Here is a 15,705-nt window from a genome sequence, read left to right on the forward strand (position 1 = left end):
GGATGAGTTCTCATACGCGAGGCTGACAGATCGGCAAGCCATCTGGGGATATCCCGAAGCGTCCGATTCCATCGATCCCAATACAGAGAGGAGGAAATCATATGCCCTTATTTGTCGGTATTGACGTGAGCTCCAAAAACCTCGATGCCTGCCTGATGGATGGAATGGGGGAAACGTTGGCCACCCAAACGGTGACAAACAATCTTCCCGGTGCCTCTGAGTTAAGAGACGCCATCCTCCAACATGCGGAGGCGGATGACACCATCCAGATCGCCATGGAGGCCACATCTGTGTATAGTTGGCACCCGGCAATGTTTTTCCATGAAGATCCCGAGCTGAAACAGCGTCGTACAAAGGTGTTTACCCTGAATCCGAAGCTGGTGAGAAATTTCAAAAAGGCTTATGCCGAGATGGACAAGACCGATCCCAAAGATGCCTGGGTAATTGCGGACCGCTTGCGTTTCGGGAGATTGCCGAAATCCGTGATTCAGTCAGAACAATACCTTGCCCTTCAACGGTTAACACGGATGCGCTATCACCTGATTCAAAGTTTAACCCGGGAACAACAGGTATTTTTGAATCATCTGTTTTTCAAATTCAGTGCCTTTAACCTTGAAGTGGATACACCGGTCTTCGGCCATGCCATAACGGAATTTTTGCTTGAGGCCTATAGCCTCGATGAAATTGCCCAAATGCCTCTAGAGGACTTAGCGATGTATCTCCAGACCAAAGGCCATGGCCGCTTTAGCGATCCCGAGGATTTGGCCGCATCCATCCAAAAAGCTGCCCGGTCCTCTTACCGGCTTTCTAAATGTGTGGAGGATTCGATTGACTTGGTCCTGGGCAGTTCTATTGAGATCATCCGGCATCTTAAACGCCAAATCAAGGATTTGGATAAGGCGATTGCCCGCGTTCTTGATGGAATCCCGAATACCCTCCAGACCATTCCGGGAATAGGCCCGGTGAGCTGTGCTGGGATTCTCGCTGAAATCGGCGACATTGAGCGCTTTGACGACCAAGCCGCGATCGCAAAATTTGCTGGATTGTTCTGGCCCCGCCACCAATCGGGTGATTTTGAGGCTGATGACAAAATGCTTGCGCGTACAGGCAATCGTTATCTCCGGTATTACCTGGTTGAGGCTGCCAATCTGGTCCGGCGACACGAACCTGAGTACCGCGCCTTTTACCAAAAGAAATATCGTGAGGTGCATAAGCACTCACACAAACGCGCCCTCGTCTTAACGGCAAGAAAACTGGTGCGCCTGATCGATGCGCTGCTCCGCAACGATCAAATTTATGCGCCGAAAAAGAAGGTGACGCGATGAGGTAACCAGGTAACCATCATCGATAGCCTGAACTTGAAAACTTCCAGATTATTCCAATTATCTGGAGGCTTAGTTCAGTATTGCCATTTTTACGACATAGAGCCAACAAAATTTCCAATTCACTTGTTTTTAACCCTTGACATCACACCGTAGGACTTTTTTAAAATGGTCGTATTATGCGCGTTCCGCATTTAGGTATCTCTGCCGCGAGACACGTGCAGATTCGCCTGCCAGGGCTCGGACGGGGCAGCGCCCGTTTTCCGTTAATCACGGTTGCCGGGGCGGCCAATTCAGGCCGGGAAGTGCGGTTGCCCCGGACGGACAGCCTGCTTTTTTCTTTGGCCCGAGCTGTGCGCGCATTCCGGAGCGGGGTGCCTGCCCCTTTCCGGGTGCGAACGCATGCCCTTTATGAACGGGAAAAGCAGGGTTCGCTTTTTGTGGCAGGCTGGCATTCATTTTTGTTATTGCAAGTGGCTTTTCAAATGCCCCAAAATCTGGTTGTAGTGGCGCTGGTGCATTTGCCCGCATGCTTCAAAAACAGCTTTCAATTCATTGTCCTGGCAGCGCGTTGCCGCATCATGCGCTTTTTTCATCGCCAGCAGATTCCAGGCCAGCATATCATCCACATAGGCCAAATCTTTTGTTGACATGACATCGGGTGGGGCGTTGTAAACCGTTTGCCCGTTTTGCTGCTGTGAAAAAGGCTGTTGTTGCATTCCATTTCCTCCTTTATCCAAGTCTTCCTTTATTGTTTGAATGAGCTGCGGATCCTATGCAGCCGCCTGCTTATTTTTTGTACTGGTTGTTTTGGCTGTTTACTTTTCCGCCGCCGTCACGCTCCACTGTCGGGCCGGCATTGCCTTTTACGCTTGCCGCGCTCACACCCGCTTTTGACGGATTTTTCTTTAGCTTTGCCATTGGTTCACCTCCCCACGCTTTTCGTTTAGCTTGCCCAAAACGGCTAGACATATAAAAAATTTTAAAAAATGGCGATTTTTTGAGATGAAGTGATTGATAGAATGAAAAAATTCGTATATATTATTATTAAAGATGAAAGCGTTATTTTTTTAAGCGCTTAATGAATGAGCATTCATTCAAAAAGAAAGGGGATGCACTATGCGGTATACCATTCAAAAAGCGGCTGTCATCGGTTCCGGTGTAATGGGATCGGGCATCGCCGCACATCTGGCAAACATCGGGATTCCGGTACTTTTGCTCGACATCGTCCCGAATGCACTCACGGAAGCAGAGAAAGCAAAGGGGTACACATTGGAGGACAAAGCCGTCCGAAACCGCTTCAGCCAGTCTGCACTGCAGAAGCTTTTAAAACAGAAACCGGCCCCGCTCACATCGAAAAAGAGCCTGGCGCTTATTGAAGCGGGCAACCTGGAAGACGATCTTGAACGGCTGAAAGAAGCCGACTGGATTATTGAAGTGGTAACAGAACGTTTGGATATTAAAAAATCAGTATTCGAAAAAGTGGAACGCTTCCGCCGGCCGGGAACCATTGTAAGCTCAAACACGTCCGGCATTTCGATCGAAGCGATGGCGGAAGGGCGGAGCGAAGATTTCAGAAAGCATTTTCTCGGGACCCACTTTTTTAACCCGCCGCGCTATTTGAAATTGCTCGAAGTGATTCCGACCGCTGACACCGACCCGGACGTCACTTCATTTATGAAACAGTTCGGCGAAGATGTGCTCGGAAAAGGTGTCGTGCTTGCAAAAGATACGCCAAACTTTATTGGCAACCGCATCGGTACATACGGCCTGCTTGTCACCGTGCGGGAGATGATGAAAGGCGGCTACACGGTCGGCGAAGTCGATTCCGTGACAGGCCCGGTGATCGGCCGGCCAAAAAGCGCAACGTTCCGGACGCTCGATGTGGTCGGGATCGATACGTTCGTCCATGTTGCGAATAACGTGTATGAAAAAACGGAAGGCGAAGAAAAAGAAGTTTTTAAAGTGCCGGCATTCATGCACAAGCTCGTTGAAAACGGCTGGCTTGGCAGCAAAACCGGCAAAGGCTTTTATGAAAAAAAGGGAAAAGAAATCTATGAATTAAATCCGGAAACGCTGGAATACGGCGAACGCACGAAAATGAAAGCGGCTTCTTTGGAAGCGGCCCGGCAGGCAAAAGGAACTGCCAATAAAATCAAAACGATTGTGTATGCGGATGACCGTGCCGGACGGCTGCTCTGGAATATTCTCGCGCCTTGCCTTGTGTATTCGGCAGAACTTTCAGGCGTGATTGCCGATGATATTCTCGCCATCGACCAGGCGATGAAATGGGGCTTCGGCTGGAAATTCGGCCCGTTTGAAACATGGGATGCAATCGGCGTTGAAAAATCCGTGCAAAAAATGGAAGAGGACGGCCTTCAAGTGCCCGGCTGGGTGAAAGGCATGCTGGAAAAAGGCTTCACGTCTTTTTACAAAGAAGAAAACGGCGTTGTCTCGTACTATGACAACGGAGCATACAAGCCGCTTCCAGCCAATCCGAAAGAAATCAATCTCAAAGCTTTGAAAACGCAGGGCAAAGTGCTGAAAGAAAATGCCGGCGCAAGCTTAATCGACATCGGCGACGGGGTGCTGCTGCTTGAATTCCACTCAAAGAGTAACACAATCGGGCTCGACATTTTGCAAATGATCAATTATGCCGTGGACGAAGCAGAAAAGCATTACAAAGGAATTGTGATCGGCAACCAGGGCAAAAACTTCTGTGTCGGCGCAAACCTTGCTTTGATGCTGATGGAAGCGCAGGATGACAATATTTTTGAACTTGACATGGTCGTCCGCCAGTTCCAGAACACGATGATGAAGATCAAATACAGCCAAAAACCGGTTGTCGCGGCACCGTTTGCGATGACTTTGGGCGGCGGCGCGGAGGTGTGCCTGCATACGGCGCATATCCAGGCGGCAAGCGAAACGTATATGGGCCTTGTCGAAACCGGTGTCGGCCTGCTTCCGGGCGGCGGCGGTAACAAAGAGCTGTACATCAAGCATTTGAAAAACATTCCGGAAGGCGTACAGTTTGACTTGCAAAATGTCGTGAACAAGGTATTTGAAACGATTGCAATGGCGAAAGTGTCCACTTCTGCTGAAGAAGCGCGCGAGTCCGGCTTCCTTGACCGGACGGACGGCGTCAGCTTTAACCAGGACCATTTGATTTATGATGCAAAACAGGCTGTGCTACGCCTTGCTGACGCAGGGTACAAACCGCCTGTCCGCGAAAAAGTGCCGGTCACAGGTGAATCCGGTTATGCGGCGCTGTTGCTCGGGGCACAGCAAATGCATCTGTCGGGCTATATTTCCGACTATGACCTTGAAATCGCGAAAAAGATCGCCTTTGTGCTTTCAGGCGGGAAAGTGCCGTTCGGGACAAAAGTGGATGAACAATACTTGCTCGATTTGGAAAGGGAAGCGTTCCTGAGCCTGATTGCACAGCCGAAAACACAGCAGCGGATGCAACACATGCTGTTAAAAGGAAAACCGTTACGGAATTAAAGCCACACGGATTGGCGAATGCCGATCCTCTGGCAGGAAAAGATTCCGTCCAAATTTTTCGCATACAACATAAAGGGGTTCTCCCAAGGAAAGCGGCTGTATATGGGAAAACCCCGATTCATCACCCCATGCGGTGATGAAGGGGCCTTTTACAAAAACACGGAAAGAGGGGAATGTGATGAGGGAAGCTGTCATTGTTGCAGGGGCGAGAACACCGGTCGGCAAAGCAAAAAAAGGGACGCTCGCACAAACACGGCCGGATGATTTAGGTGCACTTGTCGTAAAAGAAACGTTAAAACGCGCCGGCAACTATGAAGGAAATATTGATGATTTGATTATCGGCTGCGCCATGCCGGAAGCGGAACAGGGGCTCAATATGGCACGCAATATCGGGGCCCTAGCAGGATTGCCGGATACGGTGCCGGCGATTACGATCAACCGCTACTGCTCATCCGGGCTGCAGGCGATTGCTTACGGCGCCGAAAGGATCATGCTCGGCCACGCTGACACGATCATTGCCGGCGGTGCGGAATCGATGAGCCTTGTCCCGATGATGGGGCATGTCGTCCGCCCGAATGTACGACTTGCAGAAACTGCGCCGGAATATTATATGGGCATGGGGCATACGGCCGAAGAAGTCGCCAAAAAATTCGGCGTCAGCCGCGAAGACCAGGATGCCTTCAGCGTGCGCAGCCACCAAAAAGCGGCAAAAGCGATTGCAGAAGGCAAATTCAAAGACGAAATTGTGCCGGTTGAGGTCACATTACGTTCGGTCGGCGAAGACAACAAACTTGTTGAAAAGAAAGTCGTCTTTTCGCAGGATGAAGGGGTCCGGCCGGATACAAATGTAGAAACGCTCGGAAAACTGCGCCCGGCATTCTCGGTAACCGGAACCGTAACGGCCGGGAACTCGTCGCAAACAAGCGACGGCGCGGCTGCAGTAATGCTCATGGATAAAGAAAAGGCTGAATCACTCGGGCTTAAGCCGCTGTTGAAATTCCGCTCGTTCGCCGTTGCCGGGGTGCCGCCTGAAATCATGGGGATCGGCCCGGTGGAAGCCGTGCCGAAAGCTTTGAAACTGGCAGGGTTGAGCCTTGAGGATATCGGGTTGTTCGAACTGAATGAAGCTTTTGCTTCCCAGTCCATCCAGGTTATCCGCCAGCTCGGCCTTAATGAAGACATCGTCAATGTTAACGGCGGCGCAATTGCCCTCGGCCATCCGCTCGGCTGCACAGGCGCCAAGCTGACTTTGACGCTTGCCCATGAAATGAAGCGCAGAAACGTGCAGTTCGGCGTCGTCACGATGTGTATCGGCGGCGGCATGGGTGCAGCAGGTGTGTTTGAGCTCGTGTCCTGATTGCAGTGAGCCGAACCAGGCGGCTAGCCGGTTTCAAATGGCAACGTCAGATACCGGATCATGAAATGGATAGATGCCGGGGCCAAAAGCAGAGCAGCCGGTTCCGAACGGCAAAACACCGGACCATGGTAAAAAGCGGATCAGCTGTTTCTAAAGGCAAAACGCCGGAGCCGGATCCGCCTGTTGAATCGTTATTAATGGAAATAAGAGCCGCGGAGCACATCTGCGGCCGATCATTATAGATAAAAAGGAGAGGAATTGTAAATGGCAAACAAAACGGATGCATTTGTAAAAGGCGGCAGTTTTTTAATTGAGGACATCACACCGGACCAAGTGTTTACGCTGGAAGAGCTGACAGAAGAACAAAAAATGATCGCCAAAACGGCGGAAGACTATACGAACAATGAAGTGGTCCCGCAAATTGAATATCTGGAAAACCATGAATTTGACCGCTCTGTCAAATTGTTGAAAAAAGCAGGCGAACTCGGGCTTTTGAGCGCCGATGTCCCGGAAGAATACGGCGGTCTCGCCCTTGATAAAGTAAGCTCCGCCCTGATTTCCGAAAAGCTCGCAAAAGTCGGCGGTTTTGCCATTTCCCACGGCGCGCACGTCGGCATCGGTTCGCTTCCGATCGTTTTGTTCGGCAACGAGGAACAAAAGAAAAAATATTTGCCGAAACTCGCAACCGGCGAATGGCTTGCGGCTTATGCCTTAACGGAACCAAGCTCGGGCTCGGACGCACGGAGCGCCAAAACGGTTGCAAGATTAAACGAAGCCGGCACGCATTATATTTTAAACGGAGAAAAACAGTGGATCACGAACGCCGGATTTGCTGATGTTTTCACCGTGTATGCGCAGGTTGACGGCGACAAGTTCACGGCCTTTATCGTGGAACGCACATTCCCGGGCGTTTCAACGGGAGCGGAAGAAAAGAAAATGGGGATCAAATCTTCTTCCACAAGAACGCTTATCCTGGAAGACGTACCGGTTCCGGTTGAAAACGTGCTTGGGGAAATCGGCAAAGGGCATAAAATCGCGTTTAACATTTTAAACATCGGTCGTTATAAATTAGGCGTCGGCGCGGTCGGCTCCAGCAAACACGTGCTTGAAATCGCCTTAAAATATGCGAACGGCCGCCAGCAGTTCAAAACACCGATCTCGCAGTTTAACCTGACAAAAGAAAAATTCGGCACGATGGCATCGAAACTGTATGCAGCCGAAAGCTCCGTCTACCGGACAGTCGGATTGTTCGATGAAAGAATGAGCCACTTTACACCGGAAGAAGAAAAAGACGGGCGGGCAGTGGCCAATGCGATCGCCGAATATGCGATTGAATGCTCGCTGAACAAATTCTTCGCTTCTGAAGTGCTGGATTATGTCGTCGATGAAGCGGTGCAAATCCACGGTGGTTACGGCTTTATGGACGAATACGAAGTCTCGCGTGCCTATCGCGATTCCCGGATTAACCGCATTTTTGAAGGAACAAACGAAATCAACCGCCTGATCGTACCGGGCACATACGTGAAAAAAGCGTTCAGCGGGGAACTGCCGCTGTTACAAAAAGCGCAAAGCCTGCAGGAAGAACTCATGATGATGATGCCGGAACAAGTCGGCGACGCGCCGCTTGAACAGGAAAAATACCTCGTCCGCAACATGAAGAAGATCGCCCTGCTCGTCGCAGGCACTGCGTTGCAAACGTACGGCAAAAAATTCGAAAACGAACAGGAACTGCTTGCCAACGTGGCAGATCTCGTTTCGAATATATATGCGGCAGAATCGTGCGTGCTTCGGACGGAAAAAGCAATCAACAAAGATGGTGCCGAAAAACAGAACCAAAAACTGCTGTATACCCAAATTTTCACACAGGAAGCGTTCAATCAATGCGAACAAATTGCAAAAGAATCGCTCGCAGCCTGCCTTGAAGGCGACCAGCTGCAAATGACGCTTTCCGCCCTCCGCAAGCTGACGCGCCATACGCCAACCAATGTCATTGCGAAAAAACGCGAAGCCGCGGATAAATTGATCGATGCAGAACGCTATGTGCTGTAATAAAAGAAGGGATTTCCGGCCCGGCCGGAGTCCCTTTTCTTTTGCATCGCCGGGAAAAATCAGCTAACATACAGATAAGACAAGATGACAGGAGTGGACAAAAATGGCCCTTACTTTCTATTGGTATCCGAAATGCGGGACTTGCCGGAAAGCGAAAAAATGGTTGGACGAACATGACGTTGCCTATGAAGCGGTGCACATTGTCGAAAATCCCCCTTCAAAAGCACTTCTTAAGGACTTTTATGAAAAAAGCGGGCTGCCGATCAAAAGGCTGTTCAACACGAGCGGGCAGAAGTACCGCGAACTCGGTTTGAAAGACAAGATCCCGGAAATGAGCGAAGAAGAAGCGCTTGAACTGCTGGCTTCCGACGGCATGCTGATCAAACGGCCGATTCTTGCAGGCGATGCCTTTGCCGTGTTCGGATTTAAAGAGGATGCGTATGAAAAATTGCTGAAAAAGTGATTGATTTAAGCGCTGTTTTTCGGTAATTTAAAACTGAAGGCTATTACGGATACATAACGGAGGGATTGAGATGGCGGTACCTGAGGAACTGCGGTATACGGAAGATCATGAGTGGGTGAAAGAAGAAGACGGCCATGTCCGGATCGGCATCACCGATTTTGCCCAGGCCGAACTCGGCGATATCGTATTTGTTGAGCTGCCGGAAGAAGGCGATGAAGTCACGGCAAAAGAACCGTTTGGCAGTGTCGAATCCGTGAAAACGGTATCGGAACTGTATGCGCCGGTCAGCGGCAAAGTCGTTGCGGTCAACGCAGATTTAAGCGATAGCCCGGAATTCGTTAATGAATCCCCGTACGAAAAAGCGTGGATGATTGTCGTTGAACCGTCCGACCCGGCTGAATTGGATGATTTGCTGACGGCGGAACAGTACGAGGAAATGATCAACGAAGCATAAAAATAACAGGCACTGCACACCAAGCTGCGGTGCCTTTTTGTGTAAAGGATGGATTACGATGCAAGACTGGACAAAGGAAAAACAACTGGAGGAACGGATTTTGCAGGAAGAAAAACTTGCCCTGTACTTTTACACGCCATTATGCGGTACATGCCAGCTGGCGGGGAGGATGCTGGAGATTGCAGAACAGGCTGTCCCCCGATTTCCTTATGCCAAAGCCAATCTGAATTACGTGCCGCAAATGGCGGAAAAATACCAGATCGAAAGCGTGCCGTGCCTGCTCCTGCTCAAAAACGGGAAAGTAATAGACAAAGTGTACGCTTTTCAATCCGTCCCGTCACTATTTGAAAAATTGTCTTCTTTTTAATGAGACAACAGCGCAAACCAATCCGGTGTGGGCATTCATAAACGGAAACCTCGCTTGAATGGCGAAAAAAATGGCAGGGCTTTTGCGCGGAAACGCCGTTCAACCGCAGAAAAAACTTTTTTCAGACACCGTTCGAGCATGGCCGCCAAAATCAGCCGGGAAAGCGCACGATTTGTTGAACGATTTCAGCAGGATCAGCAGCGTCTGTGCAGAATAGGGAAAGGAAATAATGATTGGAGCGTGTTGCCATGAAACAGACCATCCAATTTTTCCTGAATAGCCTGGCACGGAAAAAACAATTGCGAATGCTGCTGCCGGCGGTGCCTGTTACCGTATTATTCCGTGATGGGGACGAATGCTGCCTCGTTGCTTTTTCCAAGGAGCGATGCGTGCAGCTTGAAACCGGCAATGCCGATTTTGAACTGGAAATGGCGCTCCGGCAATTCGAACAGCTCCTTTCCCGCCGCGCGCGCCTCGGCACATTTCTGAAAATGGGCGAACTCCGGTACAGGGGCACGTACCGCCATTTTTTGCTGCTGGAATCTTTGTTTTGGCTTTCAGGAACCCCGCAACCTGCACCAAAAAGTAAGGCCAAATCCGCCTGATTATCAAATAACAGGCTGAAAATGAGAATCACAGCATAACCGGGATTGCAAAACAAATCCCGGCTTTTTTTATGCTGTTTCAGGCAGCTTGCCGGATTTCCAATGTGCAATACAGGGAAATTCAAGAAATCTGTATCAGGAATTTTATGCCGGGTACATTTTGTGCTATGATTAATGAATAAGCAAGGCCGGAAAACCGCGGAAAAAAGATGGCATGCCATGGTTATCCACAGGTTTTTACTAGTTGCGCATAGTTTTCATTTGTTATAAAATAATAATGAGAATAAATTGAGAATAAATTGGAACTGAATATACAAATAACGGAGGAATTTTTTATGGCAGGATCAAAACTCGTAATAAAAGATCTTCACGTCGAAGTAGAGGGAAAAGAAATTCTAAAAGGGGTCAATCTTGAAGTAAACAGCGGTGAATTCCATGCGATCATGGGCCCGAACGGAACAGGGAAATCGACGCTGTCTTCTGCCATTATGGGGCATCCGAAATACATCGTCACCCAGGGGACCATCACGCTTGACGGAAAAAATGTGCTGGAAATGGAAGTGGATGAACGTGCGAAAGCCGGCCTGTTTCTCGCCATGCAATACCCAAGCGAAATCAGCGGCGTGACGAATGCGGAATTTTTACGCTCGGCGGTTAACGTGCGCCGCGGCGAAGGCAATGAAATTCCACTGATGAAATTTATCCGCGAACTCGACAAAAAAATGGAATATCTTGAAATGGATACGAACATGGCGCAACGCTATTTGAATGAAGGCTTTTCCGGCGGTGAGAAAAAACGGAACGAAATTTTACAGCTCATGATGATCGAACCGAAAATTGCGATTCTCGATGAAATCGACTCCGGCCTTGACATCGATGCATTGAAGGTTGTCGCAAAAGGGATCAACTCGATGCGCAGCGAAGATTTCGGATGCATCATCATTACCCACTATCAACGTTTGTTAGACTATATTACACCGGATGCTGTCCACATCATGATGCAGGGGCGCATCGTCAAATCGGGCGGTCCTGAACTGGCAAACCGCCTTGAAGCGGAAGGCTACGAATGGATTAAACAGGAACTTGGCATCGAAGACGAAACGGTCGGCCAGGAAGCTTAAGCAGGGGGCGAGAGACTTGATGACAGAAACGAAATTAGCAATGAACGAGCAAGATGTCCGCACCTTTTCCGAACAAAACGGTGAACCGGAATGGCTGAAGGAGTTCCGCCTCCAGGCATTCGCCCGGGCCCAGGTCCTGCCGCTTCCGGAAGTGGACAAGACAAAACTGAACAAGTGGAACTTTACACAATTTACCGATTTTAGCGTGGAAAGCACAACCTACAGCGCTTTGAACGAATTGCCGGAAAAAGTGAAGGCACTCGTGGATCTCGAAAACGCGAAGCAAAATTTGTATATCCAGCATAACCAGACACCGGCTTATCTGTCCTTGTCGGAAAGCGCAAAAGCACAAGGCGTCATTTTGACCGATATATTGACAGCGGTCAAAGTACATCCGGAGCTTGTCCAAAAATTTTTCATGACAGAGGCGGTTAAAGTCGATGAACACCGTTTGACGGCACTACATGCTGCACTCATGAACGGCGGGACATTCTTATATGTGCCAAAAAATGTTGTGCTTGAAGAACCGGTTCAGGCCATTTATGTGCACGACCATGAAACGGCACCGCTTTTCAACCATGTGCTGGTGGTTGCCGAAGAAAACAGTGCCGTCACCTATGTGGAGAACTATATTTCGGCAAACGATGGCGCGAAAGGCATTGTGAACATCATAACGGAAGTCATTGCCGGCGCCAATGCAAAGATCGAATACGGCGCGGTTGATACGCTTGCAAAAGGGGTCACCACATATGTGAACCGCCGCGGTTACACCGGGCGCGATGCCCAAATTGAATGGGCGCTCGGCATGATGAACGACGGCAATACGATTTCAGATAATACGACCAACCTTGTCGGCGACGGATCCGTTTCCCATTCCAAAACGGTTGTGGTCAGCCGCGGCAAGCAGACGCAAAACTTTACGACGCGCATTACCCACTTCGGGAAAAATACAGAAAGCTTTATTTTAAAACATGGCGTTGTCAAAGACGCGTCGACGATGATTTTTAACGGGATCGGCAAAATCGAGCACGGCGCGAGCAAATCGGACGCTGAGCAGGAATCGCGCGTGCTCATGCTAAGCGAAAAAGCGCGCGGCGATGCAAACCCGATGTTGCTCATTGATGAAGATGATGTGATGGCCGGTCACGCCGCATCTGTCGGCCGTGTCGATCCGGTTCAGCTTTACTATTTGATGAGCCGCGGGATTTCGAAAAATGAAGCGGAAAGGCTGATCATCCACGGCTTTCTTGCACCGGTTGTCACACAGCTCCCGATCGAAAGTGTAAAAAAACAATTGACGGAAGTCATTGAAAGGAAAGTCAGATAATGGATATCAATGAAGTTCGCCGGCAGTTTCCCATATTGGACCAGGAAGTAAACGGCCACCCGCTTGTTTATTTAGACAGTGCTGCGACTTCACAAAAGCCGCTCCGTGTCATTGAAGCCGTCAACCAATACTACCGTGAATATAATTCGAACGTTCACCGCGGCGTCCATACGCTTGGGACAAAAGCGACTGACCATTACGAAGGCGCGCGCGAAAAAGTCCGCAAATTTATCGGTGCCGAATCAACGGAAGAAATCATTTTTACAAAAGGGACGACAGCCGGGCTGAACCTTGTTGCCCACAGTTTCGGCGATGCACAAGTGCAGGAAGGCGATGAGATCGTCATTACCTACATGGAGCATCACAGCAACCTCATCCCGTGGCAGCAGCTCGCCAAAAGAAAAGGCGCCGTTTTGAAATATGTGCCGATGCAAAAAAACGGTACGCTGCGACTTGAAGATGTGGAAAAAACGGTTACGGAGCGGACGAAAATCGTGGCTGCAGCGCTTGTCTCAAACGTGCTTGGCACCATTAACCCGGTAAAAGACATAGCGAAAATCGCACACAGCCATGGTGCTTACATGGTCGTCGATGCCGCCCAAGGTGCGCCGCATATGCAAGTGGACGTAAGGGATCTTGACTGCGACTTTCTTGCTTTCTCCGGTCACAAAATGTGCGGTCCGACCGGCGTCGGCGTCCTGTACGGCAAAAAGGCGCTGCTTGAAGAGATGGAACCGCTCGAATACGGCGGCGAAATGATTGATTTTGTCGGCCTGTACGATTCCACCTGGAAAGAACTTCCGTGGAAGTTTGAAGGCGGCACTCCGGTGATTGCCGGTGCAATCGGGCTCGGGGAAGCCATCGATTTTCTCGAAGAAATCGGGCTTGATGAAATTACGGCGCATGAACAGGATTTAAGTGCCTATTGCCTCAGTCAGTTTTCTGAAATAGAAGGGATTACGGTGTACGGCCCGGAAAGCGCAGACGAACGCGCCGGCCTTGTGACGTTTAATTTAGAAAACGTGCATCCGCATGATGCCGCGACCATCCTCGATGCGGAAGGCATTGCGATCCGCGCGGGCCACCATTGCGCACAGCCGTTGATGAAATGGCTGGACGTGACAGCGACCGCACGTGCAAGCTTTTATTTATACAATACGAAAGAAGATATTGACAAACTTGTTGCCGGTATCGTGAAAGCAAAGGAGTATTTTACAAATGTCTTCTAATCTTGATGCGCTTTACCGCAGTGTGATTATGGACCATTATAAAAATCCGCGGAATAGGGGCAGTTTGGAAGATGGAAGCCTGACAGTCGATATGAATAACCCAACTTGCGGCGACCGGATTCATTTGACATTGAAAGTGGAGGGCGGCCTCATCCAAGATGCGAAATTTACTGGTGAAGGTTGTTCCATCTCGATGGCATCGGCCTCCATGATGACGCAGGCCGTAAAGGGAAAAACAGTAGACGAAGCGCTGAAACTTTCCCACATTTTCTCGGAAATGGTGCAGGGAAAAGACTATGAAGAGGCTGAAGATCTTGGCGATATTGAAGCGTTACACGGCGTATCCAAATTCCCTGCCCGGATCAAATGTGCAACTTTGGCATGGAAAGCAATGGAAAAAGGGGTAAGAAGCGAAAAAGGATTGGAGGAATGATGGCTGATGGCTAAAAAAATGCCGGAAATCGGTGATTACAAGTACGGCTTTCATGATAAAGATGTTTCCATTTTCCGTGCAAAACGCGGATTGACGAAAGAAATTGTGGAAGAAATTTCAAAAATGAAAGAAGAACCGCAATGGATGCTTGATTTTCGTCTGAAGTCTCTTGAACACTTTTACAATAAACCGATGCCGCAATGGGGCGGCGATCTCTCCGCGTTAAATTTCGACGACATTACGTATTACGTCAAACCGACGGAACATGCCGGCCGTTCGTGGGATGAAGTACCACAGGAAATCAAAAATACATTTGATAAACTTGGCATTCCGGAAGCGGAACAAAAATACCTGGCCGGCGTTTCCGCACAGTATGAATCGGAAGTCGTTTATCATAACATGAAGCAGGATCTCGAAAAACTCGGGATTGTGTTCAAAGACACGGACTCCGCTTTAAAAGAAAATGAAGATATTTTCCGCAAATACTGGGCAACCGTCATTCCGCCGACGGACAATAAATTTGCGGCTTTAAACTCGGCTGTCTGGTCGGGAGGATCTTTCATTTACGTTCCGCCGGGTGTAAAAGTGGATACCCCGCTGCAAGCTTATTTCCGGATCAATTCGGAAAATATGGGGCAGTTTGAACGGACCCTTATCATCGTTGACGAAGGTGCCTCCGTCCACTATGTCGAAGGTTGCACGGCGCCGGTTTACTCGACAAACTCGCTCCACAGCGCAGTCGTTGAAATCATCGTTAAGAAAAATGCGTATTGCCGTTATACGACGATCCAAAACTGGGCGAACAACGTTTATAATCTTGTAACGAAACGCGCCGTATGTGAAGAGAATGCGACAATGGAATGGATTGACGGCAACATCGGTTCAAAACTGACGATGAAGTATCCTTCCGTGCTGCTGAAAGGCGAAGGGGCGCGCGGTATGACGCTGTCGATCGCGATCGCCGGAAAAGGCCAGCACCAGGATGCCGGCGCGAAAATGTACCATCTTGCGCCGAATACGTCGTCCACGATCGTATCCAAATCGATTTCAAAACACGGCGGAAAAGTCACATACCGCGGCATGGTGCATTTCGGCCGGAAAGCGGACGGCGCGCGTTCCAATGTCGAATGCGACACGCTGATTATGGATCACCTGTCCACATCAGATACCGTGCCTTATAACGAAATTTTAAACAACAATATTTCTTTGGAACACGAAGCAAAAGTATCAAAAGTGTCGGAAGAACAGCTCTTTTACTTGATGAGCCGCGGCATTTCCGAACAGGAAGCAACGGAAATGATCGTTATGGGCTTCATCGAACCGTTCACAAAAGAACTCCCGATGGAATACGCCGTCGAAATGAACCGTTTGATTAAGTTTGAAATGGAAGGTTCGATTGGATAACCTTGATATATCAACGGTTATAGAGAGTTTTTGAACGTAGGGGTGCGATTTACCCACAAATCACCCCTCA

At 49.4% G+C, this 15,705-nt stretch carries 15 protein-coding genes; 13 read left to right on the forward strand and 2 right to left on the reverse strand.

Going from position 1 to position 15,705, the window contains the following annotated elements; genetic code table 11:
• The first annotated feature begins 101 nt into the window (after positions 1-101).
• The gene (locus tag BCOA_RS28835) at positions 102-1,325 is read left to right on the forward strand and encodes an IS110 family transposase (protein ID WP_013858393.1); all 1,224 of its coding nucleotides are present in this window, start codon (positions 102-104) and stop codon (positions 1,323-1,325) included.
• Positions 1,326-1,786: 461 nt separating this feature from the next.
• Here the strand turns inward: BCOA_RS28835 and BCOA_RS28845 are convergent, their stop codons facing one another.
• Entirely contained in the window at positions 1,787-2,041 is a 255-nt protein-coding gene (locus BCOA_RS28845) for a hypothetical protein (protein WP_014097518.1), read from the reverse strand.
• 70 nt (positions 2,042-2,111) lie between these two features.
• Positions 2,112-2,243, reverse strand: a complete 132-nt coding sequence (locus BCOA_RS34740; protein WP_013860151.1) for a YuzL family protein — start codon at positions 2,241-2,243, stop codon at positions 2,112-2,114.
• Between the two features lie 198 nt (positions 2,244-2,441).
• On the opposite strand from BCOA_RS34740, the gene BCOA_RS28850 reads away from it, so the two are divergent.
• The 12 genes from BCOA_RS28850 (at position 2,442) to sufB (ending at position 15,635) form a co-directional block, all read left to right on the forward strand.
• The gene (locus tag BCOA_RS28850) at positions 2,442-4,826 is read left to right on the forward strand and encodes a 3-hydroxyacyl-CoA dehydrogenase/enoyl-CoA hydratase family protein (protein ID WP_014097519.1); all 2,385 of its coding nucleotides are present in this window, start codon (positions 2,442-2,444) and stop codon (positions 4,824-4,826) included.
• 178 nt (positions 4,827-5,004) lie between these two features.
• On the forward strand, positions 5,005-6,183 hold the full coding sequence (locus BCOA_RS28855; protein WP_014097520.1) for an acetyl-CoA C-acetyltransferase: 1,179 nt from the start codon (positions 5,005-5,007) through the stop codon (positions 6,181-6,183).
• A 264-nt stretch (positions 6,184-6,447) separates the two neighbouring features.
• Positions 6,448-8,232 carry an acyl-CoA dehydrogenase family protein gene (locus BCOA_RS28860; RefSeq protein WP_014097521.1) on the forward strand — a complete coding sequence of 595 codons (1,785 nt, stop codon included), beginning with the start codon at positions 6,448-6,450 and terminating at the stop codon, positions 8,230-8,232.
• A gap of 103 nt (positions 8,233-8,335) precedes the next feature.
• Positions 8,336-8,695: an arsenate reductase family protein gene (locus BCOA_RS28865; protein ID WP_014097522.1), complete on the forward strand. Its 360-nt coding sequence runs from the start codon at positions 8,336-8,338 to the stop codon at positions 8,693-8,695.
• 70 nt (positions 8,696-8,765) lie between these two features.
• Positions 8,766-9,149, forward strand: a complete 384-nt coding sequence (gene gcvH / locus BCOA_RS28870) for a glycine cleavage system protein GcvH (RefSeq protein ID WP_014097523.1) — start codon at positions 8,766-8,768, stop codon at positions 9,147-9,149.
• A 58-nt stretch (positions 9,150-9,207) separates the two neighbouring features.
• Positions 9,208-9,516, forward strand: a complete 309-nt coding sequence (locus tag BCOA_RS28875; protein WP_014097524.1) for a thioredoxin family protein — start codon at positions 9,208-9,210, stop codon at positions 9,514-9,516.
• A 248-nt stretch (positions 9,517-9,764) separates the two neighbouring features.
• On the forward strand, positions 9,765-10,121 hold the full coding sequence (locus BCOA_RS28885) for a hypothetical protein (protein ID WP_014097525.1): 357 nt from the start codon (positions 9,765-9,767) through the stop codon (positions 10,119-10,121).
• A gap of 335 nt (positions 10,122-10,456) precedes the next feature.
• Complete coding sequence (gene sufC, locus BCOA_RS28890; protein ID WP_014097526.1) at positions 10,457-11,242, forward strand: Fe-S cluster assembly ATPase SufC; 786 nt, start codon at positions 10,457-10,459, stop codon at positions 11,240-11,242.
• Positions 11,243-11,258: 16 nt separating this feature from the next.
• Positions 11,259-12,569, forward strand: a complete 1,311-nt coding sequence (sufD, locus tag BCOA_RS28895) for a Fe-S cluster assembly protein SufD (protein WP_017552017.1) — start codon at positions 11,259-11,261, stop codon at positions 12,567-12,569.
• Entirely contained in the window at positions 12,569-13,798 is a 1,230-nt protein-coding gene (locus BCOA_RS28900) for a cysteine desulfurase (protein ID WP_014097528.1), read from the forward strand. Before sufD ends, BCOA_RS28900 begins: the two co-directional genes overlap by 1 nt.
• Positions 13,788-14,231: a Fe-S cluster assembly sulfur transfer protein SufU gene (gene sufU, locus BCOA_RS28905; RefSeq protein WP_014097529.1), complete on the forward strand. Its 444-nt coding sequence runs from the start codon at positions 13,788-13,790 to the stop codon at positions 14,229-14,231. Before BCOA_RS28900 ends, sufU begins: the two co-directional genes overlap by 11 nt.
• A 6-nt stretch (positions 14,232-14,237) precedes the next feature.
• Complete coding sequence (gene sufB / locus BCOA_RS28910) at positions 14,238-15,635, forward strand: Fe-S cluster assembly protein SufB (protein ID WP_014097530.1); 1,398 nt, start codon at positions 14,238-14,240, stop codon at positions 15,633-15,635.
• The last annotated feature ends 70 nt before the right edge of the window (positions 15,636-15,705 follow it).

Source organism: Heyndrickxia coagulans 36D1 (assembly GCF_000169195.2).
In the GTDB taxonomy this organism is placed as follows: domain Bacteria; phylum Bacillota; class Bacilli; order Bacillales; family Bacillaceae_C; genus Weizmannia; species Weizmannia faecalis.

Bases quoted from the DNA above. Each gene is read 5' to 3' on its own strand.
- BCOA_RS28835 (WP_013858393.1), top strand. From the start codon at position 102: ATGCCCTTATTTGTCGGTATTGACGTGAGCTCCAAAAACCTCGATGCC.
- BCOA_RS28845 (WP_014097518.1), bottom strand. From the start codon at position 2,041: ATGCAACAACAGCCTTTTTCACAGCAGCAAAACGGGCAAACGGTTTAC.
- BCOA_RS34740 (WP_013860151.1), bottom strand. From the start codon at position 2,243: ATGGCAAAGCTAAAGAAAAATCCGTCAAAAGCGGGTGTGAGCGCGGCA.
- BCOA_RS28850 (WP_014097519.1), top strand. From the start codon at position 2,442: ATGCGGTATACCATTCAAAAAGCGGCTGTCATCGGTTCCGGTGTAATG.
- BCOA_RS28855 (WP_014097520.1), top strand. From the start codon at position 5,005: ATGAGGGAAGCTGTCATTGTTGCAGGGGCGAGAACACCGGTCGGCAAA.
- BCOA_RS28860 (WP_014097521.1), top strand. From the start codon at position 6,448: ATGGCAAACAAAACGGATGCATTTGTAAAAGGCGGCAGTTTTTTAATT.
- BCOA_RS28865 (WP_014097522.1), top strand. From the start codon at position 8,336: ATGGCCCTTACTTTCTATTGGTATCCGAAATGCGGGACTTGCCGGAAA.
- gcvH (WP_014097523.1), top strand. From the start codon at position 8,766: ATGGCGGTACCTGAGGAACTGCGGTATACGGAAGATCATGAGTGGGTG.
- BCOA_RS28875 (WP_014097524.1), top strand. From the start codon at position 9,208: ATGCAAGACTGGACAAAGGAAAAACAACTGGAGGAACGGATTTTGCAG.
- BCOA_RS28885 (WP_014097525.1), top strand. From the start codon at position 9,765: ATGAAACAGACCATCCAATTTTTCCTGAATAGCCTGGCACGGAAAAAA.
- sufC (WP_014097526.1), top strand. From the start codon at position 10,457: ATGGCAGGATCAAAACTCGTAATAAAAGATCTTCACGTCGAAGTAGAG.
- BCOA_RS28900 (WP_014097528.1), top strand. From the start codon at position 12,569: ATGGATATCAATGAAGTTCGCCGGCAGTTTCCCATATTGGACCAGGAA.
- sufU (WP_014097529.1), top strand. From the start codon at position 13,788: ATGTCTTCTAATCTTGATGCGCTTTACCGCAGTGTGATTATGGACCAT.
- sufB (WP_014097530.1), top strand. From the start codon at position 14,238: ATGGCTAAAAAAATGCCGGAAATCGGTGATTACAAGTACGGCTTTCAT.